This window comes from Sideroxyarcus sp. TK5, from assembly GCF_054601595.1.
The window spans coordinates 114582-135611 of record NZ_BAAHSJ010000005.1 but is presented as its reverse complement, the minus strand read 5'-3'; the positions used below and the strand labels follow the sequence as shown (position 1 = coordinate 135611).

At 60.3% G+C, this 21030-nt stretch carries 27 protein-coding genes; 14 read left to right on the top strand and 13 right to left on the bottom strand.

The genetic code is table 11. From position 1 onward, the window contains the following. Nucleotides 1-333: a DUF3301 domain-containing protein gene (locus ACYPYQ_RS10070; RefSeq protein ID WP_459723701.1), complete on the top strand. Its 333-nt coding sequence runs from the start codon at nt 1-3 to the stop codon at nt 331-333. On the opposite strand, the gene ACYPYQ_RS10065 is transcribed toward ACYPYQ_RS10070, so the two are convergent. Further along, nucleotides 330-923: a 2OG-Fe(II) oxygenase gene (locus ACYPYQ_RS10065; protein ID WP_459723700.1), complete on the bottom strand. Its 594-nt coding sequence runs from the start codon at nt 921-923 to the stop codon at nt 330-332. The genes ACYPYQ_RS10070 and ACYPYQ_RS10065 overlap by 4 nt on opposite strands. Before the next feature lie 129 nt (nt 924-1052). Between ACYPYQ_RS10065 and ACYPYQ_RS10060 the strand changes: the two genes are divergently transcribed. Next, entirely contained in the window at nt 1053-2384 is a 1332-nt protein-coding gene (locus ACYPYQ_RS10060; RefSeq protein ID WP_459723699.1) for a PilT/PilU family type 4a pilus ATPase, read from the top strand. Between the two features lie 112 nt (nt 2385-2496). Here the strand turns inward: ACYPYQ_RS10060 and ACYPYQ_RS10055 are convergent, their stop codons facing one another. The 9 genes from ACYPYQ_RS10055 to ACYPYQ_RS10015 form a co-directional block, all read right to left on the bottom strand. Beyond that, a complete protein-coding gene (locus ACYPYQ_RS10055) occupies nt 2497-2889 on the bottom strand; it encodes a hypothetical protein (protein ID WP_459723698.1) in 393 nt (130 codons plus the stop codon). Between the two features lie 182 nt (nt 2890-3071). Then, nucleotides 3072-3734, bottom strand: coding sequence for a cupin domain-containing protein (locus ACYPYQ_RS10050; RefSeq protein ID WP_459723697.1), 663 nt, complete (start codon nt 3732-3734; stop codon nt 3072-3074). A gap of 105 nt (nt 3735-3839) precedes the next feature. Beyond that, entirely contained in the window at nt 3840-4136 is a 297-nt protein-coding gene (locus tag ACYPYQ_RS10045) for a type II toxin-antitoxin system RelE/ParE family toxin (RefSeq protein ID WP_459723696.1), read from the bottom strand. A 5-nt stretch (nt 4137-4141) separates the two neighbouring features. Continuing rightward, nucleotides 4142-4393: an AbrB/MazE/SpoVT family DNA-binding domain-containing protein gene (locus tag ACYPYQ_RS10040; RefSeq protein ID WP_459723695.1), complete on the bottom strand. Its 252-nt coding sequence runs from the start codon at nt 4391-4393 to the stop codon at nt 4142-4144. Between the two features lie 24 nt (nt 4394-4417). After that, a complete protein-coding gene (mutS, locus tag ACYPYQ_RS10035) occupies nt 4418-6961 on the bottom strand; it encodes a DNA mismatch repair protein MutS (protein WP_459723694.1) in 2544 nt (847 codons plus the stop codon). Nucleotides 6962-6965: 4 nt separating this feature from the next. Beyond that, nucleotides 6966-7409, bottom strand: coding sequence for a YiiD C-terminal domain-containing protein (locus tag ACYPYQ_RS10030; RefSeq protein WP_459723693.1), 444 nt, complete (start codon nt 7407-7409; stop codon nt 6966-6968). Nucleotides 7410-7416: 7 nt separating this feature from the next. Further along, nucleotides 7417-8067 (bottom strand): DUF47 domain-containing protein, encoded by a 651-nt coding sequence (locus ACYPYQ_RS10025; protein ID WP_459723692.1) that lies wholly within the window; start codon nt 8065-8067, stop codon nt 7417-7419. Between the two features lie 12 nt (nt 8068-8079). Further along, on the bottom strand, nt 8080-9114 hold the full coding sequence (locus ACYPYQ_RS10020) for an inorganic phosphate transporter (protein ID WP_459723691.1): 1035 nt from the start codon (nt 9112-9114) through the stop codon (nt 8080-8082). A gap of 20 nt (nt 9115-9134) precedes the next feature. Continuing rightward, nucleotides 9135-9932 (bottom strand): inositol monophosphatase family protein, encoded by a 798-nt coding sequence (locus ACYPYQ_RS10015; RefSeq protein WP_459723690.1) that lies wholly within the window; start codon nt 9930-9932, stop codon nt 9135-9137. A gap of 112 nt (nt 9933-10044) precedes the next feature. Between ACYPYQ_RS10015 and ACYPYQ_RS10010 the strand changes: the two genes are divergently transcribed. The 11 genes from ACYPYQ_RS10010 (at nt 10045) to ACYPYQ_RS09960 (ending at nt 17558) form a co-directional block, all read left to right on the top strand. Then, nucleotides 10045-10809 (top strand): RNA methyltransferase, encoded by a 765-nt coding sequence (locus tag ACYPYQ_RS10010; RefSeq protein WP_459723689.1) that lies wholly within the window; start codon nt 10045-10047, stop codon nt 10807-10809. After that, nucleotides 10802-11530 (top strand): serine O-acetyltransferase, encoded by a 729-nt coding sequence (cysE, locus tag ACYPYQ_RS10005; protein ID WP_459723688.1) that lies wholly within the window; start codon nt 10802-10804, stop codon nt 11528-11530. The genes ACYPYQ_RS10010 and cysE overlap by 8 nt, the downstream gene beginning before the upstream one ends. Before the next feature lie 99 nt (nt 11531-11629). Beyond that, on the top strand, nt 11630-12100 hold the full coding sequence (locus ACYPYQ_RS10000; RefSeq protein ID WP_459723687.1) for an Rrf2 family transcriptional regulator: 471 nt from the start codon (nt 11630-11632) through the stop codon (nt 12098-12100). 22 nt (nt 12101-12122) lie between these two features. Further along, the gene (locus ACYPYQ_RS09995; RefSeq protein WP_459723686.1) at nt 12123-13331 is read left to right on the top strand and encodes an IscS subfamily cysteine desulfurase; all 1209 of its coding nucleotides are present in this window, start codon (nt 12123-12125) and stop codon (nt 13329-13331) included. A gap of 10 nt (nt 13332-13341) precedes the next feature. Next, nucleotides 13342-13758 (top strand): Fe-S cluster assembly scaffold IscU, encoded by a 417-nt coding sequence (iscU, locus tag ACYPYQ_RS09990; protein WP_459723685.1) that lies wholly within the window; start codon nt 13342-13344, stop codon nt 13756-13758. Between the two features lie 8 nt (nt 13759-13766). Then, nucleotides 13767-14090 carry an iron-sulfur cluster assembly protein IscA gene (gene iscA / locus ACYPYQ_RS09985; RefSeq protein WP_459723684.1) on the top strand — a complete coding sequence of 108 codons (324 nt, stop codon included), beginning with the start codon at nt 13767-13769 and terminating at the stop codon, nt 14088-14090. Continuing rightward, on the top strand, nt 14090-14632 hold the full coding sequence (gene hscB, locus ACYPYQ_RS09980) for a Fe-S protein assembly co-chaperone HscB (protein ID WP_459723683.1): 543 nt from the start codon (nt 14090-14092) through the stop codon (nt 14630-14632). Before iscA ends, hscB begins: the two co-directional genes overlap by 1 nt. A 2-nt stretch (nt 14633-14634) precedes the next feature. Then, nucleotides 14635-16500 carry a Fe-S protein assembly chaperone HscA gene (hscA, locus tag ACYPYQ_RS09975; protein WP_459723682.1) on the top strand — a complete coding sequence of 622 codons (1866 nt, stop codon included), beginning with the start codon at nt 14635-14637 and terminating at the stop codon, nt 16498-16500. Between the two features lies 1 nt (nt 16501). Further along, nucleotides 16502-16846, top strand: a complete 345-nt coding sequence (gene fdx / locus ACYPYQ_RS09970; RefSeq protein ID WP_459723681.1) for an ISC system 2Fe-2S type ferredoxin — start codon at nt 16502-16504, stop codon at nt 16844-16846. After that, a complete protein-coding gene (gene iscX / locus ACYPYQ_RS09965) occupies nt 16843-17037 on the top strand; it encodes a Fe-S cluster assembly protein IscX (RefSeq protein WP_459723680.1) in 195 nt (64 codons plus the stop codon). The genes fdx and iscX overlap by 4 nt, the downstream gene beginning before the upstream one ends. After that, on the top strand, nt 17034-17558 hold the full coding sequence (locus ACYPYQ_RS09960) for a disulfide bond formation protein B (RefSeq protein WP_459723679.1): 525 nt from the start codon (nt 17034-17036) through the stop codon (nt 17556-17558). The genes iscX and ACYPYQ_RS09960 overlap by 4 nt, the downstream gene beginning before the upstream one ends. Nucleotides 17559-17592: 34 nt before the next feature. Here the strand turns inward: ACYPYQ_RS09960 and ACYPYQ_RS09955 are convergent, their stop codons facing one another. The 3 genes from ACYPYQ_RS09955 to ACYPYQ_RS09945 form a co-directional block, all read right to left on the bottom strand. Next, a complete protein-coding gene (locus ACYPYQ_RS09955) occupies nt 17593-17817 on the bottom strand; it encodes a DUF2798 domain-containing protein (RefSeq protein ID WP_459723678.1) in 225 nt (74 codons plus the stop codon). A gap of 63 nt (nt 17818-17880) precedes the next feature. Beyond that, the gene (locus ACYPYQ_RS09950; protein WP_459723677.1) at nt 17881-19824 is read right to left on the bottom strand and encodes a hybrid sensor histidine kinase/response regulator; all 1944 of its coding nucleotides are present in this window, start codon (nt 19822-19824) and stop codon (nt 17881-17883) included. Nucleotides 19825-19895: 71 nt separating this feature from the next. Beyond that, nucleotides 19896-20543, bottom strand: coding sequence for an ArsR/SmtB family transcription factor (locus tag ACYPYQ_RS09945; RefSeq protein WP_459723676.1), 648 nt, complete (start codon nt 20541-20543; stop codon nt 19896-19898). A 120-nt stretch (nt 20544-20663) separates the two neighbouring features. On the opposite strand from ACYPYQ_RS09945, the gene ACYPYQ_RS09940 reads away from it, so the two are divergent. After that, entirely contained in the window at nt 20664-21014 is a 351-nt protein-coding gene (locus tag ACYPYQ_RS09940; protein WP_459723675.1) for a DsrE/DsrF/TusD sulfur relay family protein, read from the top strand. Nucleotides 21015-21030 lie beyond the last annotated feature (16 nt).

The window sequence follows — 21030 nt, the reverse complement described above, 5'->3', positions numbered from 1 at the left end:
ATGGATTTTGCAAGCCTGCTTCTGCTGGTGGTGGTCGGCGGTGCATTCTGGTTCTGGCTGCACAGCATCCGCATCCTCGAGATCGCCCGTGAAGCGGGGCGGCTGATCTGCAAACAGACCGGCGTGCAGTTCCTGGACGACACCGTTGCCAGCACGCGTATGCAGCTGGCGCGTGACGACGATGGGCGTCGCATCCTGCGCCGTACCTACCGTTTCGAATTCACCGAGACTGGCAACAATCGGCGCGAAGGTGAAGTGGTGATGCTGGGTGCGCGCATCGAATCGGTCTCCATGGAGCCGTACCGCATCATGGATGAGGAGGAAGAGGCCTAACTGCCGCTGACGCGGAACCAACCCGCGATACTGCGCCGCGTGGTGTTCGAGACGAGCACCTCGTGCGGGAACGATTCGCTCAGGAAGATGATCATCGTGCCGAAGGTCGGTTGCACCCTGAACAGTTCCGACTCGCCGGACGGGTCGTAGACCACCAGTTCACCGCCATGCTCGGGCTGCCAATCCTCGTTCAGGTACAACACGGTGGTCAGGATGCGGTTCTTCTTGCCCTGCAGCACATCGGAATGTTTCGCATAGCCTTGGCCGCTGTTGTAGATGGCGTAGTGGCTCTCATAATCGAACATGCCCAGGAACAGCCGGGCATTCAATTCACGGCGCAGGGTTTCCATCTGTTCCAGAAAGGAACGATCGACCGGGTCGTCCGCCTCGATCCAGCTGATGACATCGCCGCGCAGCGACCTGATCTGCTGCTTGGCCGCCCCGCGCCCCACATGAGCCGGCTGGAACCGCTCTGAACCGTCATCCTCACAGCGTTTTTGCAGGCCATGCAATAGCTCGGCCGGCAACGCATTGGCCAGCACGATATAGCCGGTCTGTTCCAGCTCCTGGGCGATGAGGTCTATGTCCATGGGGCGCGCAGTCTAGCATTGAAGAAAGGGGGCGGGCAGCAGATTATCCGGCTGTCCAAAGCCTATCAAGCTGCTGCTAGAATGCGTCGCCGATTCAATTTGCAGCGTTAAACGTAACGGGGAAAAAAGATGTCGACAGGCCTGACCGATCAGCAAGCATACGAATACATCATCAAGCTGCTCACCGCCATGAGCAAGGCGGGCGGTTCCGACCTGTTCATCTCCAACGACTTTCCGCCCAGCATGAAGTCGCACGGCGAGATGCAGCCGATGACCTCGCAAAAGCTCAACGGCAAGATCACCCGCCAGCTCGCCTATGCGCTGATGAACGAGACCCAGCGCGCCGAATTCGACAAGGAGATGGAGTGCAACTTCGCCATCTCCGTTCCCGGCGTGTCGCGCTTCCGCGTCAACGTGTTCGTGCAGCAGCAGAACGTCGGCATGGTCATCCGCACCATCGCCGCCGAGATCCCCAACTTCGAGAAGCTGGGTCTGCCCGAAGTGCTGAAAGAAGTCATCATGCACAAGCGCGGTCTGGTGCTGGTGGTCGGTGGCACAGGCTCCGGCAAGTCCACCTCGCTGGCCGCCATGATCGACCACCGCAACAGCACATCCAAAGGCCACATCATCACCGTCGAAGACCCGGTGGAATATGTGCACCAGTCCAAGCAATCGCTGATCACCCACCGCGAGGTCGGCGTCGATACGCATAGCTGGCACCACGCGCTGAAGAACACCCTGCGTCAGGCGCCGGACGTCATCCTCATCGGCGAGATCCGCGATGCCGAGACCATGGAACACGCCATCGCCTTCGCCGAGACCGGCCACCTGTGCCTGGGCACGCTGCACGCCAACAGCACAAACCAGACCATAGACCGCATCATCAACTTCTTCCCGGAAGAACGGCGCAATCAGTTGCTGATGGACCTTTCCGCCAACATGCGCGCGCTCATCTCGCAGCGCCTCGTCCGCACACAGGACGGCAAGGGTCGCAAGGCCGCCATCGAGATCCTGCTCAACACGCCCATCATCGCCGACAAGATATTCAAGGGAGAATTCCACGAGATCAAAGGCATCATGGAGAAGTCGCGCGAACTCGGCATGCGCACCTTCGACTGGTCGCTGTTCGAGCTCTACAACGACGGCCACATCTCTTACGAAGAAGCCATCCGCAACGCCGACTCCGCCAACGAACTGCGTCTGAACATCAAGCTCAAGAGCCAGCGCGGCGAGCCGGGCGACGCATCAGGCATCGAACTCTCCTTGCATGAGCACAAGAGCGAAGAAGAACTGGAAGAAGAACGCAAGAAAGAACTGGCCGCACAGGAAGAGAAGAAGCGCCAGTTCGAAGCGGAAAAGCTCGCCAAGGAACAGCAGGAGAAACTGGCACAGCAAGCCGCCGAAGCCGTGAAGCCGAAAGCGCCACCCGCACTGGACAAGCTGGAGCTGTCGCTGGATTAAGTTCTGCTACAAGGGAGATACAGACACTGCCAGTATTGAATCAGGAGGGCGCTGCGGTGGCCGCTGTTCCGCAGGCCCTCCTGTGATGCCGGTATCGGAGACGTTCAGAAGATCAGTTCCCTCCGCCCTGGCGCATGCCGCCGCCGGGTCCCATGCCACCACCCTGACGCATGCCGCCGCCGGGGCCCATCATCATTCCACCGCCTGCGGCTGGCGGCATATCCGGTAACGTCACGCCGCGTTCTTTCGCACGCATCTTCATTTGTTCATGATGCTCGTTACGGATGCGTTCACGCTCCTCGGCGGTCTTGGCAGCCCGCATCTTGGCGCGATACGCGTTCCGCTCCTTCTGCGTCATCAACTGACTGCCGTAGATGCGCTCCTGATCCTGATCCTTCATCTGATCCTGCTTCTGGTCGCGGACCTGATCCGCCGCAAACAGCGGCCCCGCTGAAACTGCCAAAGCACCTGCAAATAGTGAGATTGCAATCGTTCGTATAAACATGATGCACTCCTTTTCGTATGGTCAAGCGGCGAACCACTATGCGCTTTGCCGGACGAAGGTGCAAGACGGGGGGCTGATGCGGTAAGCAGAGGGGGAAGCTGATCCCTTTGGCTAAACCGTGGCCTCTCCCCGATTATTTAAGGCGGCACGCACGGCATTATTCAAAATGTACCAGAGTCGAATTACCTGCTCAAATTCTGACGTTCCAGACGGATATTGAGTGCATCAATCAGTACAGTACGATCTAGGAAATGAATAATGTTGGAAGAGCTTGCCCCTCGAATTGCCATACCGCATAGCCCTGCTGTAGGTGGTTCACCGGGAAACCGAAGAACCGAAAAGACAGGGCCGCCACTAAAACCATTGAACGTGCTGAGACTATGGGCGTCAGTTATTTTCGCCGTGTGCAAGTATGGCAGTGATGATTTGCCGACATAGCGACCATTTAGAACGACACGCTGCGTGTGCAGCATCCCACTCTCTGGATCAACAAAAGAATGATCTTTTGGATAGCCAATCAGAAATAGCTCAGAAGCATGCTCAGGCCACCCAACAAGGTCAGACGTTAGGGCTATCAGATGGGCGTTGGCGACCTCCGCATGCGTGATGCGAGACGTGTCGATAGCGACAACGGCCAAATCCATGAAATCCTCTGGTTCATCAGTGCTCGGTACGAAGAAGACGTCATCGAGGGGAATTAAGCGGTGGGAGTAGTCAGATGGGAATACGCATATCGGTTGAGGAGTTTCCGGGAGAAGGCCATGTCGCGAGGTGAGGATGAATGGTTTGCCTGCATACCCGACCAAGAATACTGTGCCAGCTGTTGAATATGGGAATTCATCCAAACCTGTCTCGAATACGAGCGGTTGAACAGCACGGGAATAATCGGAGATGAGTTCGTGGAGGGATGGCATCGTATTCAGGGATAAATTAAAGGTTCCAAGCTCAAATTACTTCTCGGAAAATCTGTTTTCAATATCCATCGCCAGATGGAGAACGCGCACGATACACAGCGTATCCGGATTCTCCTGAAAGAAGATCACGTAGTTTCCATACGCGAATGACCGAATGCTGGTGCCCAGCTCAGGCCTGAGGCGACAGGCTTTAGGATTGGCTGCGATCTTGGCGCATTGATTGCGCAGTTCGATGATGTAAGTGATGGCGCGGTGCGGGTTGTCCTGTGCGATGAAATCGCCGATTGCCTCCAGGTCTTGTTCGGCAAGCGGCGAAATCCAGTAACGCGCCATGCCGGTTAGTTCACGGCTTGTTTGCGATATTTGTTTTCCAGCCGGTCAAATACTTCGTCCGCCGGTTTTCCTTTTCCGCTGGCGATCCCGGCGGCGATGGCGGATTTAAGTTCTTCGGTGGAGAGTCTGGGAATCAGTTGGATGACCGAGCCGGAGGAAACTAGCTCGAATTCTTGTCCCGGTTTGAGATGCAGCGAGTCTCGCACCTCCTTGGGGAGTGCGATCTGGTAGTCATTCGAAAGTGTGGCTGTGCTCATGGGGTATCTCCTTTGCGGGCTATGCTACACCAGCTTCTTCAACTGATAAATCCTCTCCAGCGCTTCCTTTGGACTCATCTCATCCGGCTGCAGATCACGCAGCGCAGACACCAGCGGATGCTCTTCCGGCTCTGGTGCTTCCGGCACGGCGGCGAACAGGTCGCCTTGCGGGTTCTGCGCGGCGCTGTTCTGTTCCAGCTTCACTAACTGTTTCTTCGCGTTGCGGATGACGCTGTTGGGCACGCCCGCCAATGCTGCCACTTGCAGGCCGTAGCTCTGGCTGGCGGCACCTTCATTTACGCTGTGCAGGAAGACGATGGTGTGCTGGTGTTCGACGGCGGCGAGGTGGACGTTGGCGAGTTGTTTGAATTCTTCGGCCAGTCGTGTGAGTTCGAAATAGTGCGTCGCAAATAATGTGTAGCTGCAGTTGAGTTCAAGCAGGTGGCGCGCGATGGCGTAGGCGAGGGCGAGGCCGTCGAAGGTGCTGGTGCCGCGGCCGATCTCGTCCACCAGCACCAGGCTCTTGTCGGTGGCGTTGTGCAGGATGTTGGCGGCTTCGGTCATCTCGACCATGAAGGTGGAGCGTCCGCTGGCGAGGTCGTCCGATGCGCCGATGCGCGTGAATATCTGGTCGATCTCGCCCAACACCGCCGCCTCAGCGGGGACGAAGCAGCCGACATGCGCGAGCAGCGCGATGATGGCGACCTGGCGCATGTAGGTCGATTTACCGCCCATGTTGGGGCCGGTGATGAGTAGCATGCGGCGCGCGTCGCCGAGCTGCGTGTCGTTCGGGGTGAAGGTTTCCACCTGTGCTTCGACCACCGGATGGCGGCCTTGCTTGATGACGAGTTGCGCATCGTCGCTGAACTGCGGTGCGCTGAAGTTGAGCGTGGCGGCACGTTCGGCGAAGGTGGCGAGCACGTCCAGTTCGGCGATGGCGGCGGCGATGCGTTGCAGTTGCGGGATGCTCGGGGCGAGCGCGTCCAGCAACTGGTCGTACAGGTATTTCTCGCGCGCCAGTGCGCGGTCATTGGCGGAGAGTGCCTTGTCTTCGAAGGCTTTCAGTTCCGGTGTGATGTAGCGCTCGACGTTCTTCAGCGTCTGGCGGCGGCGGTAGTCGTCCGGCACCTTGTCGGCATTGGCTGTACTCACCTCGATGTAGAAACCGTGCACGCGGTTGTATTCGACTTTCAGTTTGTCGATGCCGGTGCGTTCGCGTTCGCGCTTCTCCAGCGCCAGCAGGAAGTCGCCGCAGTTGGTCTGGATGCCGCGCAGCTCGTCCAGCTCTGCGTCGTAACCGTCGGCGATCACGCCGCCTTCGCGCAGCACAGAGGAGGGTTCGTCCTTGATGGTCTTCTGCAGCAGCTCGACCAAAGCTGCGTCAGCTTGCAATTCATTTGTCAGTTGCTGCAAGCGTGGTGCGCTGATGCCTGCCAGTGTTGTGTGCAGTTCGGGCAGTTGCTTGAGCGTGTCGCGCAGACCGGAAAGGTCGCGCGGTCTGGCCGACTTCAGCGCGATGCGGGCGGTGATGCGCTCCACATCCACGCTGGGTTTGAGTTGCTGGTGCACAGTGCTGTGCTTCTCATCCAGTTCATCCACCGCATCCAGTCGCGCACGCAACACATTGCGGTTGCGCAGCGGGTGATGCAGCCAGTGCGCGAGCAGGCGGCTGCCCATGTTGGTGGCGCAGGTGTCGAGCAGAGAGAGCAGGGTCGGTGCGGGTTCGCCGCGCAGGGTCTGGGTGATCTCCAGATTGCGGCGGGTGGCGGCGTCCATGCGCACGAACTGGTCGGCGTGGTACACCTGTGCGCTGCGGATGTGGGCGATGCTCTGGCCTTGCGTGAGCTTGGCGTAGCCGAGCAGGGCACCGGCGGCGGAGAGGCCCAGCGTGAATTCTTCGCAACCGAAGCCGGCCAGGTCGCGTGTGCCGAACTGTTGGCACAGTGCGCGGTGCGCGGTGTCGCGCTCGAAGTGCCAGTCGGGCAGCGACTTGTTGGCGGCGTTCTTGAACTGCGGCGCGGCGCTGCTTTCGGCGAACAGTATCTCCGATGGCTGCAAACGTTCCAGTTCGGCGGGCAGTTGTTTGGCATCCACTTCGGCCAAGGTGAATTGACCGGAGGCGAGGTTGAGCCAGGCGAGGCCGACTTCATTACGGCTCTGGTGCAGTGCGAGCAGCAGGTTGTCGCGCTTCTCTTCCAGCAGGGCGGAATCGGTGACGGTGCCGGGGGTGACGATGCGCACGACTTTGCGTTCGACCGGGCCTTTGCTGGTGGCGGGGTCGCCGATCTGTTCGCAGATGGCGACGGACTCGCCCATCTTCACCAGCCTTGCGAGATATTGCTCGGCTGCGTGGTAGGGCACGCCGGCCATCTTGATCGGTTGGCCGTTGGAGGCGCCGCGCTGGGTGAGCGTGATGTCGAGCAGTTTGGCGACGCGCACGGCATCGTCATGGAACAGTTCGTAGAAATCGCCCATGCGGTAGAACAGCAGCTTGTCCAGATGGTCGGCCTTCAGCCGCAGGTACTGCTGCATCATGGGGGTTTGTTTTTCGAGGGCGGTGTCTTTCATGCTTCTAATCGAGTACGACGTAATTTCCGGTGAATTCCACGGCAGTCTGGTCTTGTTGATGGATGGCGACGGTCAGCGTGATGCGCGCGCGGCCTTTCTTTTGCAGCGGCTGCATGAACTCGGTCAGCGCGTCGCTGGTGAGCGCGCATGTCGCGCGCAGTTCGCCGGTGACCGGCAGCAGGTAGCGCGTGTTCGCCTCGTGGATGACGATGTTCTTCTTGTTCAATCCGGCTTCGTTCAATTTCAGTCGCAGCAAACTCCAGCCGCACAGCACAGCGATGTTGTACAGGCTGCCGCCGAACGCGGTGCCCTTGTCGTTGACGTTGGGCGCGAGCGGGGCGGCGAGCTCCAGTCGTTCACCGTCATAGACGCGTGCCTGCAACTGCATCGTGGCGGTGAGCGGGATGTGTTCGTGCAGGAACCGGGTGAGGGTGTCGGTCGTGCGCATCGTGCTTTCAGCTGATCTTGACCACGATGTCGTGCAGCGTGTTGGCGCACTGGGCCATGTGTTCGGCGGCGTTGGTGAGGTGGCGGTAGATCTCGCGGCGCTTGAACATGTTGATGTAGTCGTCGCCCTCGAACAGCTCGGGCAGCGCGAAGCGGTAGAGTTTCTCGGCGTGGCGCTCGGCCTTGCGCGCGATGTCGGCATCCAGCGCTGCGGTGGCGGGTGTGGTGCCCAGCTTGGCGAATCCGTTGGCCAGCGCATCCACGCCTTCCTTGATGCGTAGCGAGATGTCGCGCATGAATCTGTCCGGCGTCACCCCCAGCACATCCATCTCGTGCACCGTGGTCTTGCAGTACATCACGATGTCGTCCAGCGCCATGATGGCGCGATAGATGTCCTCGCGGTCGATGGGGGTGGAGAAGGCGTCGTTCAGCTCATGCAGGTTGCGCACCTTGAGCAGGTCGGCCTGATGCACATTCTCTTTCAGCGACTCGGCAATGGCCGGGTCGCCGTGTTTCATGTAGTCGACCAGCAGACTGACGGTGAGCGCGACCTCTATGGTCTGCTCGGTGAGCATGTGGAAGAAGTCCGGCACCTTGGGGAACACCCGGTCAAGGATGCGGGCCAGCAGGGTTTTGGAGGCATCTATGGGAGGTGTCATGGTCTCGATATCTCAGACGAACAACTTGACGACAAGATAACACCCTATCGCCATCAATGCTGCCCCGGGGATGGTGATGACCCAGGTGGCGACGATCTCGGCCGCCTTGCCCCAGCGCACCGCCTTGGGCCGCTCGGAGGCACCGATGCCCATGATGGACGAGGCGACGACGTGGGTGGTGGAGACCGGTGCGCCGCCCAGCGACGAGGCGAAGATCACCCCGGCGGCAGTCATCTGCGAATCCAGCGCGTGCAGCGGGCGGATCTTGTAGATGGAGAAACCCAGTGTGCGCACGATCTGCCAGCCGCCGGACAGGATACCCAGCGTGATGGCGAGCGAGCAGGCCAGCATCACCCAGAAGGGCACTTCGAAAGTATCGATGAAGCCGCCCAGCAGCAGCACCAGTGTGAGGATGCCCATGCTCTTCTGCGCATCGTTCGCGCCGTGAGAGAAGGCGAGGCCGGCCGAGGTGACGTATTGCAGATGGCGCAGGTCGCGATTGATGGAAGGGCGTGCGCCGCGCAGCAGTGTGAGCATGACGCGGTGCAGTACGTAGCCGACCCAGAAACCGATGATGGGAGACAGGATGAGTGCGGCGATGACTTTTGCGACGCCGTGGAACTGACCATGCAGCAGATCGGCAAAGCCCCATTCCACATGGTTGGCACCAGCCGCCACGACCACTACTCCGGCCAGTCCGCCCACCAGCGCGTGCGAGGAAGAGGAGGGGATGCCGAACCACCAGGTGAGCAGGTTCCATGCGATGGCGCCGATCAGTCCGCACAACACCACCACCAGACCGAGTACCGCGTCGAGGTCGTCCAGCGTGACGAAGGTACCGATGGTGTTGGCGACGGCGGTGCCGCCCAGCAGCGGGCCGAGGAATTCGAAGAAGGCGACCAGCAGCACCGCCTGCACCGGCGTCATCGCGCGCGAGGCGATGACGGTGGCGATGATGTTGGCGGCGTCGTGGAAACCGTTGGTGTACTCGAACACCAGCACGATGACGATGGTCGTGATGGCGAGGACGAGCAGGGAGGTATCCATCGTGCCGCCTGTCCGGGGAGTTAACCCTTCAGGCCGTCGGTGAGATGCGGCGCGATCAGTTTCAGCAGTTGCTCGTGGATGTGCGGATTGCCGGCGCAGATGTGGCCGCTTTCCAATTGGTTCTGGTTGCCCGCGAGGTCGCTGACGATACCGCCCGCTTCCGAGATTAGCAGCGCACCCGCTGCCAGATCCCAGGGCTTGAGGCCGGTCTCGAAGAAGCCGTCGAAACGACCGGCTGCAGTCCAGGCCAGATCGAGCGAGGCCGCGCCGGGACGGCGCAGGCCGGCGGTGTGCTGCATCACATCCTTGAAGATGGCGAGGTAGGCGTCCATGTGTTCGAAGCGGGTGTAGGGGAAGCCGGTGCCGATCAGGCTGTCGGCCAGTTCCTTGCGCTTGCTGACGCGGATGCGTTTGTCGTTGAGGAATGCACCGCTGCCGCGCGTGGCGGTGAACAGGTCATTGCTGGTCGGATCGTAGACCACGGCCTGGGTGAGCACACCGTTATGCTGCAGCGCGATGGAGACGGCATATTGCGGCACGCCATGCAGGAAGTTGGTGGTGCCGTCGAGCGGATCGATGATCCACACGTATTCCGACTCGCCTTGGGCGCCGCCTTCCTCTGCTAGAATCGCATGCGTCGGATAAGCCTGTAACAAGGTATCGACGATGGTGCGCTCTGCGGCGCGATCCACTTCGCTGACGTAATCCGCATGGGATTTCTTGGTCACCGTGAGGTGGTCGATGTTGTCGGCGGCGCGATGGATCAGATTGCCGGCGCGACGCGCGGCCTTCACCGCGATGTTGAGCATGGGGTGCATAGTCGAAATACCTTGTGTTAATGAGCGGGAAACTTCGATCAACCGGCTGTGGGTCACCCGAAGTTTCGAAATTGTTGAAGTAACCGGCCCGCATTTTAATCGGTATTGCCCTTTGAATAAACCTGATCCTTTGAATAATGTACGCGTGGTGCTCAGCCACACCTCGCATCCCGGCAACATCGGCGCGGCGGCGCGGGCGATGAAGGTCATGGGCTTGCGCCACCTGTACCTGATCAATCCCCGTCATTTCCCCGATGCGCAGGCCAATGCCATGGCCGCCGGGGCGGATGACATCCTTGCCAGTGCAGTGGTTTGCAGCTCCATCGACGAGGCGTTGCAGGGCGTGGTGTACACCGTGGCGATGACGGCGCGGCTGCGCGACATCTCCATCGAGGTGCAGACGCCGCGCGCGGCGGCACCACTGGTGATGCAGGAAGCATCGGCCGGGCCGGTGGCCTTGCTGTTCGGTACCGAGATGTCCGGTCTGACCAACGAGGAGATGGGCAAGGCACAGCTGGGGGTGAACATCCCGGCCAATCCCGAATTCTCTTCTTTGAACGTGGCATCCGCGGTGCAGCTGATGGCTTATGAGTTGAGCGTGGCGGCATCTTCATTCCAGCCGGCCCTGCCGGAGATCAACCCGGCGGCGCATGAACGCGTGGAAGGGTTGTACGAACATCTGGAGAAGACGCTGGGCGAGATCGGTTTCTTCACCACGCAGAACCCGGAGCGCTTGATGCGCCGCTTGCGCCGCCTGTTCTCGCGTACGCGGCTGGAGGATGAAGAGGTCAACCTGCTGCGCGGTATCCTGAGCGTGACGACCGAGTACAATGCGCGCCTCAGGAAGCGTTACCAGGAAGAGCATCCAGATGTTTAAGAATATCCGTGAAGACATCGCCAGCGTATTCGCCCGCGATCCCGCCGCGCGCACCACGTTCGAGGTGCTGACCTGCTATCCCGGGCTGCACGCGCGCATCTTCCATCGTCTTTCCAATACCTTGTGGCACGCCGGCCTGAAATGGATGGCGCGCTTCACCTCGCACTTCGCGCGCTGGTTCACCGGTATCGAGATCCATCCCGGTGCGACCATCGGTCGCCGTTTTTTCATAGACCATGGCATGGGCGTGGTGATCGGCGAGACCGCGCATATCGGTGACGATGTCACGCTCTATCACGGTGTGACGCTGGGCGGCACTTCCTGGAAGGAAGGCAAGCGCCATCCGACGCTGGGCAACGGCGTGGTGGTGGGCGCGGGGGCCAAGATACTGGGCCCTATCCATATCGGGGACAATGCCAAGATCGGTTCCAATGCGGTGGTGGTGAAGGACGTGCCGGCCGGGGCGACAGCGGCGGGTATCCCCGCCAGAGTCCTGGATGATGCAAAGAAATCAACAGGTTTTAACGCTTACGGCATCAGCAACGACCAGAACGACCCGGTCGCCAAAGCCCTGCACGGCCTGATCGGGCACAGCGTCACGGTAGACCAGCGCATCGAGCATATTCTTCAACAATTAGAGAAGCTTGGCGTAAGAGTGGAAGACGAGCAGGCGACCGCCGACAAGTTCGATCCGAACTACCTGAACAAGATAGTTGATTAAAACTCTCGGGTATCCTATGATCCTTTTCCAGAGGGGGTCATTTCATCGTGGTGGGATGGCTTGAGCGAGTAGGTCTGACATTCTGAGGAGATTAGTAAAATGCGCCTGACAACCAAAGGACGTTTCGCAGTGACGGCAATGGTCGATCTGACCCAGCGCGGCGGTAAAGGCCCGGTCACGCTGGCGGCGATCAGTGAGCGTCAACAGATTTCTTTGTCGTATCTGGAACAATTGTTCGCCAAGCTGCGCAAGAACAATGTGGTCGCCAGCGTGCGCGGCCCCGGCGGTGGCTACTGTCTGGCACGTCCCGCCAACAAGATCACCATCGCCGACATCGTGGTGGCCGTGGATGAGCCGCTGGATGCCACCAACTGTGACCGCCAGGGTAATTGCAAGGACGGCAAGCCGTGCTCCACGCACGACCTGTGGTACGGTCTGAGCGAGCGCATCTATGAATACCTGCAGCAGGTCAATCTGCAACAGCTGGCGGACGGCGAGCTGGGCAAGAAAGACGAAGTTTCCCCGGTGCGCATGACGCGCGGCGCGGCTTCGGCGACTGCTGCGGTCTGATCTAGAAAAGGAAGTGAAACCCATGCAACTGCCTATCTACATGGATTACTCGGCCACCACACCGGTAGACCCGCGTGTGGCTGAGGCCATGATCCCGTACCTGACCGAGAAGTTCGGCAATCCGGCGTCGCGTTCGCACTCCTTCGGCTGGGTTGCTGACGAGGCGGTGGAGCGTGCGCGCGAACAGGTGGCTGCACTGGTGAACGCCGATCCGAAAGAGATCGTTTGGACTTCGGGCGCGACCGAGTCGAACAACCTCGCCATCAAGGGCGCGGCGCATTTCTACAAGGACAAGGGCAAGCATATCGTGACCGTGATGACCGAGCACAAGGCTGTGCTCGACACCGTGCGCGAACTGGAGCGGCAGGGTTTCTCCGCAACCTATCTCGATCCTGAGCCGAACGGGCTGATCGATCTGGACAAGCTGAAAGCAGCGTTGCGTCCCGACACCACCCTCGTGTCGGTGATGATGGTCAACAACGAGATCGGAGTGGTGCAGGACATCGAGGCCATCGGCGAGATATGCCGTGGCAAGGGCATCCTGTTCCATGTCGATGCCGCGCAGGCCACCGGCAAGGTCGGCATCGACCTGCAGAAGCTGAAGGTCGACCTGATGAGTTTCTCCGCGCACAAGACCTACGGACCCAAGGGCATCGGCGCGCTGTACGTGCGCCGCAAACCACGCGTGCGCCTGGAAGCGCAGATGCACGGCGGCGGTCACGAGCGCGGCTTCCGTTCCGGCACGCTGGCCACGCACCAGATCGTCGGCATGGGCGAAGCGTTCCGCATCGCAAAAGAAGAGATGGCGAGCGAGAACGAACGCATCCGCATGCTGCGTGACCGCCTCTGGGCAGGCCTGTCAAGCATGGAAGAGGTCTATCTGAACGGCGACATGGAACACCGTGTGCCGCACAACCTGAACGTCAGCTTCAACTTCGTCGAAGGCGAGTCGCTGATCATGGCGGTGAAGGACATCGCCGTGTCCAGCGGTTCGGCCTGTACCTCGGCCAGTCTGGAACCGTCCTATGTGTTGCGCGCGCTGGGCCGCAACGACGAACTGGCGCACAGTTCCATCCGTTTCACGGTGGGACGATTCACCACCGTAGAGGAAGTGGATTACGCCGTGAAACTGTTGCATGAAAAGATCGGCAAACTACGTGACCTGTCCCCATTGTGGGATATGTACAAGGACGGTATCGATCTGAACTCGATACAATGGGCCGCGCACTAAGGAGGACATCATGGCATACAGCGAAAAAGTACTGGATCACTACGAGAACCCGCGCAACGTCGGGTCCATGAACAAGGACGACGAGATGGTCGGCACCGGCATGGTCGGTGCGCCGGCTTGCGGCGACGTGATGAAGTTGCAGATCAAGGTGGGCAAGGACGGCGTGATCGAAGACGCGAAGTTCAAGACCTACGGATGCGGTTCGGCCATCGCGTCGAGCTCGCTGGTCACAGAGTGGGTGAAGGGCAAGACCGTCGATCAGGCATTGGCGATCAAGAACACGCAGATCGCCGAAGAACTGGCATTGCCGCCGGTGAAGATCCACTGCTCCATCCTCGCGGAAGACGCGATCAAGGCGGCCGTGGCCGACTACAAGGCCAAACACGGCGCGAACGTCGAAGCAGCGGCCTGCAACGCGAACAAGTAGGGGCGAAGATGAGCATCTCGTTGACTGAGAACGCGGCCAGGCATGTGCAGAATTTCCTGGTCAAGCGTGGCAAGGGCGTGGGCCTGCGCATCGGTGTGCGTACCAGCGGCTGTTCCGGCATGGCCTACAAGCTGGAATTCGCCGACGCAGCGGAGAACGAAGACCTGAAGTTCGAAAGCCACGGCGTGACCGTGCTGGTCGACCCGCAAAGCCTGCCGTACATCGACGGCATGGAACTGGACTACACGCGCGAAGGCCTCAACGAAGGTTTCAAGTTCAACAATCCGAACGTGAAGGATTCGTGCGGCTGCGGAGAAAGCTTCAAAGTGTGATGACCTCTCCGGCTGTCGATCTTCAGCAAGACTTCTTCACCGTTTTCAATCTTCCCCGCAGCTTCCAGCTCGACAGCGCCGCGCTCGACCAGCGTTATCGCGAGCTGCAATCGCAAGTCCATCCCGACAAGTTCTCCCACCTCTCCGATGCCGAGCAGCGTCTGTCCATGCAATGGGCGACCCGCGTCAACGAGGGCTACCAGACCCTGCGCGATCCGCTCAAGCGAGGCCGCTACCTGCTCACGCTGCACGGGGTCGACACGCAGGAAGAGAACAACACCGCGATGCCGATGGATTTCCTGATGCATCAGATGGAGTGGCGCGAAGGCCTGCAGGATGCCATCTCCGCTCGCGACCTTGACGCGCTGGATGCATTGGCCGACACGGCGCGCAACGAGACGCGCAGCCTGCAGCAGCAGCTGGCCGAACAACTCGACACCACACATGAGTTCGTCGCGGCTGCCGGCACTGTGCGAAAATTGCGCTTCCTTGAAAAACTGGCGGAAGAGATCGCTGACGCCTACGACGAGCTGGATTCCTGAACATGGCATTGCTGCAAATCTCCGAGCCGGGCCTTTCCGCCGCACCGCACCAGCACAGGCTGGCGATCGGCATAGACCTCGGCACCACCAACTCACTGGTCGCCACCGTGCGCAACGGCATCAGCGTGGTGCTCAACGACGACGATGGCAGCGCCTTGCTGCCCTCGGTCGTGCGCTATCTGGCTGATGGTTCGACGCAGGTCGGTCTGGCCGCGCAGGCCGTGCAGAGCGAAGACCCGCAGAACACCATCGTGTCCGTGAAGCGCTTCATGGGGCGCGGCCTGAAGGATGTCGGCGACGTGGTGGACCTGCCCTATCGTTTCGTGGATACGCCCGGCATGTTGCAACTGCGCACGGCGGCCGGCGTGAAGAGCCCGGTCGAAGTCTCCGCCGAGATCCTGAAAGTGTTGCGCGACCGCGCCGAGCGTTCGTTGGGCGGTGAGCTGGTCGGCGCGGTCATCACCGTGCCTGCCTATTTCGACGATGCGCAGCGTCAAGCCACCAAGGATGCCGCCCGGCTGGCCGGTCTGAATGTGTTGCGCCTGCTCAACGAACCGACCGCAGCCGCCATCGCCTACGGGCTGGATAACGCCTCGGAAGGTGTGTACGCAGTGTACGACCTTGGCGGCGGCACCTTCGATATCTCCATCCTGCGCTTGTCCAAAGGCGTGTTCGAAGTGCTGGCGACCAATGGCGATTCAGCTTTGGGCGGCGACGATTTCGATCAGCGCATCTACTGCTGGATACTGGAACAGGCCGGACTGTCGCAGCTCGGCGTGAACGACGTGCGCCTGTTGCTGACCCATGCGCGCACCGCCAAGGAACAACTGACCGACAACCTGCAGGCGCAGATCACAGCTGTGTTGAGTGGTGGCGAGCTGGTGGACGTGACGCTGACGCGCGAAACGTTCTACGACATGACCAGGAACCTGCTGGCGCGCACCCTGCAGCCGACGCGCAAGGCTTTGCGCGACGCCGGGCTGAGTGTGGATGAAGTGCAGGGCGTGGTGATGGTGGGCGGCTCCACGCGCATGCCGCAGGTGCAACGCGCCGTCGCCGAATACTTCAAGCAGACACCGCTCACCAATCTCGACCCGGACAAGGTGGTGGCGCTGGGCGCGGCCATCCAGGCCAACGTGCTGGCGGGCAACCGCAGTGCCGACGACTGGTTGCTGCTGGATGTGATCCCGCTGTCGCTCGGCCTCGAGACCATGGGCGGACTCACCGAGAAGGTCATCCCGCGCAACAGCACCATCCCGACCGCGCGCGCGCAGGAGTTCACCACCTACAAGGACGGCCAGACCGCCATGAGCATCCACGTGGTGCAGGGCGAGCGCGAACTGGTGAGCGATTGCCGTTCGCTGGCGCGTTTCGAGCTGCGCGGCATCCCGCCCATGGTGGCTGGGGCGGCGCGCATCCGTGTCACCTTCCAGGTGGATGCCGACGGCTTGCTGAGCGTGTCCGCGCGCGAGATGACGACGGGGCACGAATCCAGCATCGCTGTGAAACCTTCCTACGGCCTCACCGACGAAGAGATCACGCAGATGCTGAAAGATTCCGCCCAGCATGCGAAAGACGACATGCAGGCGCGTGCCCTGCGCGAACAGCAGGTCGAAGCGCGCCAGTTGCTGGAAGCGGTCGAAGCCGCCTTGCAGGAGGATGGCGATCTGCTCGATGCCGACGGCAAGGCCGTCATCCGTGCCAGCATGGAAGGCGTGCGTTTCCTGCTGGAAGGTGAAGACCAGGCCGCGATCAAGCGCGCGGTGGAAGCCTTGAATCAGGCGACCTTGCCGTTCGCACAGGCACGCATGGACAAGAGCGTGTCGGGTGCGTTAAAAGGACACAAGATGTCGGACCTGGAAAGTTGATATGACTCAGATCATCGTATTGCCTCACGAAGAACTCTGCCCCAAGGGTGCGCTGTTCGACGCCGCGCCTGGCACCTCCATCTGCGACGCATTGCTGGAGCACGACATCGAGATCGAGCATGCCTGCGAGAAATCCTGTGCCTGCACCACCTGTCACGTCATCGTGCGCGAAGGATTCGACAGCCTGGAAGAAGCGTCCGATCTGGAAGAGGACATGCTGGACAAAGCCTGGGGCCTGGAAGGCAACTCGCGTTTGAGCTGCCAGGCCATTGTGGCTGACACGCCGCTGGTGGTCGAGATTCCCAAGTACTCCATCAATATGGCGAAGGAAGGGCACTCAAAATGAAATGGATAGACGTGCGAGATATCGCGATCGCACTGGCCGAAAAACATCCCGATGTCGACCCGCTCAAGGTGAACTTCGTCGACCTGCATAACTACGTGGTCGAACTGGACGGTTTCGACGATGACCACAGCCGTGGTGGCGAAAAGGTGCTGGAAGCCATCCAGGCGACGTGGATCGAAGAGGCGGAATGATGCTGCAACGCCTGCTTGCCCTGTCGCCGCGCTGGCTCTACCTCGCCGGCGCGCTCATCGTCGCCGTGTTGTTCGGCGCTGCGCTCTACCTGCAATACGTGCTGCGCGAAGAACCTTGTCCGCTGTGCATGTTGCAGCGCGTCATCTTCGTCGTCATCGGTGTGCTGTTCCTCATCGCCGCTGTGCACGATGCCGGCCGCATCGGTCGCCGCATCTATTCCAGCCTGATCGCCCTGTTCGCTCTGGGCGGTATCGCCACCGCCTCGCGCCACATCTGGCTGCAGAATCTGCCCAAGGACCAGGTGCCTGCCTGCGGACCGGGTCTCGACTACATGCTGCAGAACTTCCCGCTGGCCGAAGTGTGGCAGGAACTCATGCACGGCTCCGGCGAATGCGCCGAGAAAGGCTGGACCTTCCTCACCCTTGGCATCCCCGAGTGGTCGCTCATCTGGTACGTGCTGCTCGGCGTGTGGGCCATCTACATCGCCATGAAAAAACCGCCCGCAGGCGGTTCACTCTGAATCGAACAGGGCGCCGAACGGCGCCCTGTTCGATTCATGCCGTGACTTTTGCTACCACCCTCCTCACGAACGGCGCAACGAACAGCACGGTAGGGAAGGCGATGGGCCAGGCGGTGGCGAAGCCTTTGAACCAGCGCGCGAAGAACTCCGCGTCGTAGCCCTGATTGATGAGTACCACGGTGGCCGAGATGATGCTCACCATGATGAGTGAGAGCAGGGCGCCGAACAGGATGTGGCTATAGCGGGCGGGTATCTTCATTGTTGCGCTTTCCTTGCTTCCAACATTCAAATGGGTCGAGCGGTTGTCAGGAGGGCGATAGCTTCAGTGTGCTTGCGCCTTGAGGCTGGAGACCAGTTTGGACAGGTGCACCGGCTTGTGCAGGATGGGCCAGTCGCAATCGACTGCGCTCCGGATGAAGCTGCTGGAGGTGTCGCCGGTCATCAGCACGGCCCGGATGGGTCTGGCGAGTTGCGGCCGCAACTGGTTCAGGAACTCGATGCCGTTGAGCTTTCCAGCCAGCATGAAATCCACGATGTAATAATCGGCTCGGCCGGCATCTGGATCGATGAGCGCTTCTTCCGCGCTGGCAAAGCAGCGCACTTTCCCGCCCAGGTTTTCCAGTATGCCCTTGAGCGCTTCCGCGACCATGCCTTCGTCCTCGATCACAATGAACTGCTTGCCGTGGGCGAACGATTCGTCGCTGCTTCTGATCTCGGTCGGGACGATCTCGACATGCTTGCTCACAACAACCGAGGCACCGGTCAGCGGCAGGCTGAATTCGAAGACCGAGCCGCGTTCCGGGATGGAGCGGCAGGTGATCGCGCCGTCGAACAGCGCCAGCGCCCGCTTGGCGATCGCCAATCCCAGTCCAACTCCGCGTGTGCGGTCACGCTGCGGATTGTCGACTTGATAGAACTCGTCGAAGATGTGCGCCAACTGGTCGTTCGGTATGCCAACACCCGTGTCCCATACCTGGAACAGCATACTGCCACCGCGCTTGCGGGCGCCGATCAGAATCGTCCCTGCGGGCGTGAACTTGATCGCATTGGAAACAAGGTTCATCAGTACCGATTTGAGCAAGTCGAAATCGGCACGGACCATTACCGGTTTCGCGGTGGGGAAGAACAGCCTGAAGCCCAGTCCCTTGTCGCGCGCCAGCGGCTCGAAGCTCTGCTCCAGCCAGGCAAAGATGTCGGCCAGGCTGATCGGTGCGAAGACCGGCTTGATCATGCCCGCATCCAGTCTGGAGACATTGAGCAGGGCATCCAGCAGCTCGTTGAAGCTGGACATGGTTTGCGCCAAACGCTGGAGGACGCGCTCCTGTTCCGCAGTCGGTTTGGAAAGCTTGAGCGCGTCGATGAACAGATTGGCGGCAGCCAGCGGCTGGCGCAGATCGTGACTCGCGGCGGCAAGGAAGCGGGATTTGGCGAACTCCTTCTGCTCCAGCTTGTTCATCAAGGTCGCGAGTGCCTGCTCGGATTCCTTGCGCTGGGTGATGTCTTCGCCCACCGCCTGGAAGCTGGTCACCTTGCCGTGCGCGTCGAAGAAGGCGCGATTGGTCCACTGATGGTAGAGCGTTGCGCCGTCCTCGCCCTGATATTGCTGCAGGTGGGTCTCGATGGGGCATTCCGGCGTGAGCGCATTCAGCCGAGCGCGGACCATGTGCCGGTCGTCTTCAGACAGGAAGTCATAGAAGTTCATGCCGACCAGCTTCATCGGCGCGATGTTGACTGATTTGGCGATGGCCGAGTTGGCGAAGGTCAGGGTCCCGTCCGGCAGGAAGGTCACGACGAACAGCGGCATATCCTCGGCCAGGCGACGGAAATGCTCCTTGCTTTCATACAGGGTCTTCTCGGCTTCTTTCCGGTTGGTGATGTCTTCGAAGATGGTGACGAAGCATTCCTTTTCGGGCGAGAACGCGTTGATCAGGAAATGTTTACGCAGCGGCGGGAAGTACTGCTCGAACTTGGCCGGTTGCTGTGTCTCCGCCACTCTGGCATAGACGTCCAGAAACGGAGCCGTGCCAGCGCCGTAGGCCGCAGAGGCCCGTTTTCCCTTGACTGTCTCCTTGTGCAAACCCGTCTGCCGCTCGAATGAATCGTTCACATCGAGGATCAGATAATCGACTACCTTCCCGTCGGCATCGCGGACCAATCGATGGATCGCCATCCCTTCGGACATGGCGGCGAACGATGCCCGCAGCAGTCCTTCCGTGAGCAAGGGGTCGGCATCAGTCTTGGGTGTGCTGGTTTGATCAGAAGCCATAGAGCGGGTGCACCCTGTCGGTTATTCAGCGAACGTGAAGAACGGCGGTCGCACTATAGCTTGTATCCGTGTCATTTGCTGATGGCCCACTCCGCCACGCCCTCACGCAGATGGAATGCGGTGAACCCTTCGTCTTTGAGCAAGGCGACGGCATCCGCCGCCATCAAGCAATACGGGCCCCGGCAGTAGGCGACCACAGAGCGGTCTTTGGGAAGTTCGCTCAGGCGCTGACGCAACTCTTCCAGCGGGATCGATCTGGCAAAGGGCAGGTGCGCGTTCAGATATTCCTCGGACGGGCGCACATCTAGCACCACCACTTCGCCTTTGCGTGCCGCCTTTATCAGGCTGTCGCGGTCACTGGCGATCAGGTCGTCCGGCCGGGTGGCGATCTTTTGCAATGCCAGTTGCAGCTCGACCAGTCGGTCTTCGGCCAGCGTGTGCATCTGCACCCACAGGTCGGCCACCGATCTGTTGGCCAGACGGTAGAGGATGTTCTTTCCCTGCCGCTCGGTCTCGACCAGTTGCGCCATGCGCAATTCGCGCAGATGCGAACTGGTCAGCTTCACGCTGATCGATGCTTCGCGCGCGAGGGTCTCCACCGTCTTCTCACCCTGACAGAGCAATTCGATCAGCTCCAGCCGTTTGGGGCTGGAGAACACCTTGCCGATGCGGGCGACCTGTTCGTACAACAGATCCTTGATCTTGCGGGCGTCTTTCATTTTATCAATCCATTGATTTGCAGAATGTATGGCGGCCACTGTAATACAGATTGACACGTGCGAACAAGCGATGCTCTAATCATTCCAGCAAACACTAGAATGATAATTCGGGAGGTCATCATGAATCACCTGTACATCCTCAACGACGCCCCATACGGCAGCGAACGAACCTATAACGCCCTGCGTCTGGCGGGTGAGGTCTCCAAAGTGGAAGGCAACACGGTGCGCGTGTTCCTGATCGGCGACGCCGCTACGGCCGCTAACAAGGGGCAGAAGGTGCCGCATGGTTTTTACAACGCCGAAGTGATGCTCGGCAATGTGGTGCGCCACGGCGGCGAGATCGGCATCTGCGGCACCTGTATGGATGCGCGCGGCATAAACGAGAACGGGATCGCCGACGGCACCCGTCGTAGCACCTTGGCCGAACTGGCCGAATGGACCATCTGGGCCGACAAGGTTCTGGTGTTTTAACTTCAGGGAGAGAGCG

Bases quoted from the DNA above. Each gene is read 5' to 3' on its own strand.
- ACYPYQ_RS10040 (WP_459723695.1), bottom strand. From the start codon at position 4,393: ATGAGCACAGCCACACTTTCGAATGACTACCAGATCGCACTCCCCAAG.
- hscB (WP_459723683.1), top strand. From the start codon at position 14,090: ATGACCTCTCCGGCTGTCGATCTTCAGCAAGACTTCTTCACCGTTTTC.
- ACYPYQ_RS10030 (WP_459723693.1), bottom strand. From the start codon at position 7,409: ATGCGCACGACCGACACCCTCACCCGGTTCCTGCACGAACACATCCCG.
- ACYPYQ_RS10045 (WP_459723696.1), bottom strand. From the start codon at position 4,136: ATGGCGCGTTACTGGATTTCGCCGCTTGCCGAACAAGACCTGGAGGCA.
- ACYPYQ_RS10065 (WP_459723700.1), bottom strand. From the start codon at position 923: ATGGACATAGACCTCATCGCCCAGGAGCTGGAACAGACCGGCTATATC.
- mutS (WP_459723694.1), bottom strand. From the start codon at position 6,961: ATGAAAGACACCGCCCTCGAAAAACAAACCCCCATGATGCAGCAGTAC.
- fdx (WP_459723681.1), top strand. From the start codon at position 16,502: ATGACTCAGATCATCGTATTGCCTCACGAAGAACTCTGCCCCAAGGGT.
- ACYPYQ_RS09950 (WP_459723677.1), bottom strand. From the start codon at position 19,824: ATGGCTTCTGATCAAACCAGCACACCCAAGACTGATGCCGACCCCTTG.
- iscX (WP_459723680.1), top strand. From the start codon at position 16,843: ATGAAATGGATAGACGTGCGAGATATCGCGATCGCACTGGCCGAAAAA.
- ACYPYQ_RS10060 (WP_459723699.1), top strand. From the start codon at position 1,053: ATGTCGACAGGCCTGACCGATCAGCAAGCATACGAATACATCATCAAG.
- hscA (WP_459723682.1), top strand. From the start codon at position 14,635: ATGGCATTGCTGCAAATCTCCGAGCCGGGCCTTTCCGCCGCACCGCAC.
- ACYPYQ_RS09960 (WP_459723679.1), top strand. From the start codon at position 17,034: ATGATGCTGCAACGCCTGCTTGCCCTGTCGCCGCGCTGGCTCTACCTC.
- ACYPYQ_RS09995 (WP_459723686.1), top strand. From the start codon at position 12,123: ATGCAACTGCCTATCTACATGGATTACTCGGCCACCACACCGGTAGAC.
- ACYPYQ_RS10055 (WP_459723698.1), bottom strand. From the start codon at position 2,889: ATGTTTATACGAACGATTGCAATCTCACTATTTGCAGGTGCTTTGGCA.
- ACYPYQ_RS09940 (WP_459723675.1), top strand. From the start codon at position 20,664: ATGAATCACCTGTACATCCTCAACGACGCCCCATACGGCAGCGAACGA.
- ACYPYQ_RS10020 (WP_459723691.1), bottom strand. From the start codon at position 9,114: ATGGATACCTCCCTGCTCGTCCTCGCCATCACGACCATCGTCATCGTG.
- ACYPYQ_RS10070 (WP_459723701.1), top strand. From the start codon at position 1: ATGGATTTTGCAAGCCTGCTTCTGCTGGTGGTGGTCGGCGGTGCATTC.
- ACYPYQ_RS10000 (WP_459723687.1), top strand. From the start codon at position 11,630: ATGCGCCTGACAACCAAAGGACGTTTCGCAGTGACGGCAATGGTCGAT.
- iscA (WP_459723684.1), top strand. From the start codon at position 13,767: ATGAGCATCTCGTTGACTGAGAACGCGGCCAGGCATGTGCAGAATTTC.
- iscU (WP_459723685.1), top strand. From the start codon at position 13,342: ATGGCATACAGCGAAAAAGTACTGGATCACTACGAGAACCCGCGCAAC.
- ACYPYQ_RS10015 (WP_459723690.1), bottom strand. From the start codon at position 9,932: ATGCACCCCATGCTCAACATCGCGGTGAAGGCCGCGCGTCGCGCCGGC.
- ACYPYQ_RS09955 (WP_459723678.1), bottom strand. From the start codon at position 17,817: ATGAAGATACCCGCCCGCTATAGCCACATCCTGTTCGGCGCCCTGCTC.
- cysE (WP_459723688.1), top strand. From the start codon at position 10,802: ATGTTTAAGAATATCCGTGAAGACATCGCCAGCGTATTCGCCCGCGAT.
- ACYPYQ_RS09945 (WP_459723676.1), bottom strand. From the start codon at position 20,543: ATGAAAGACGCCCGCAAGATCAAGGATCTGTTGTACGAACAGGTCGCC.
- ACYPYQ_RS10025 (WP_459723692.1), bottom strand. From the start codon at position 8,067: ATGACACCTCCCATAGATGCCTCCAAAACCCTGCTGGCCCGCATCCTT.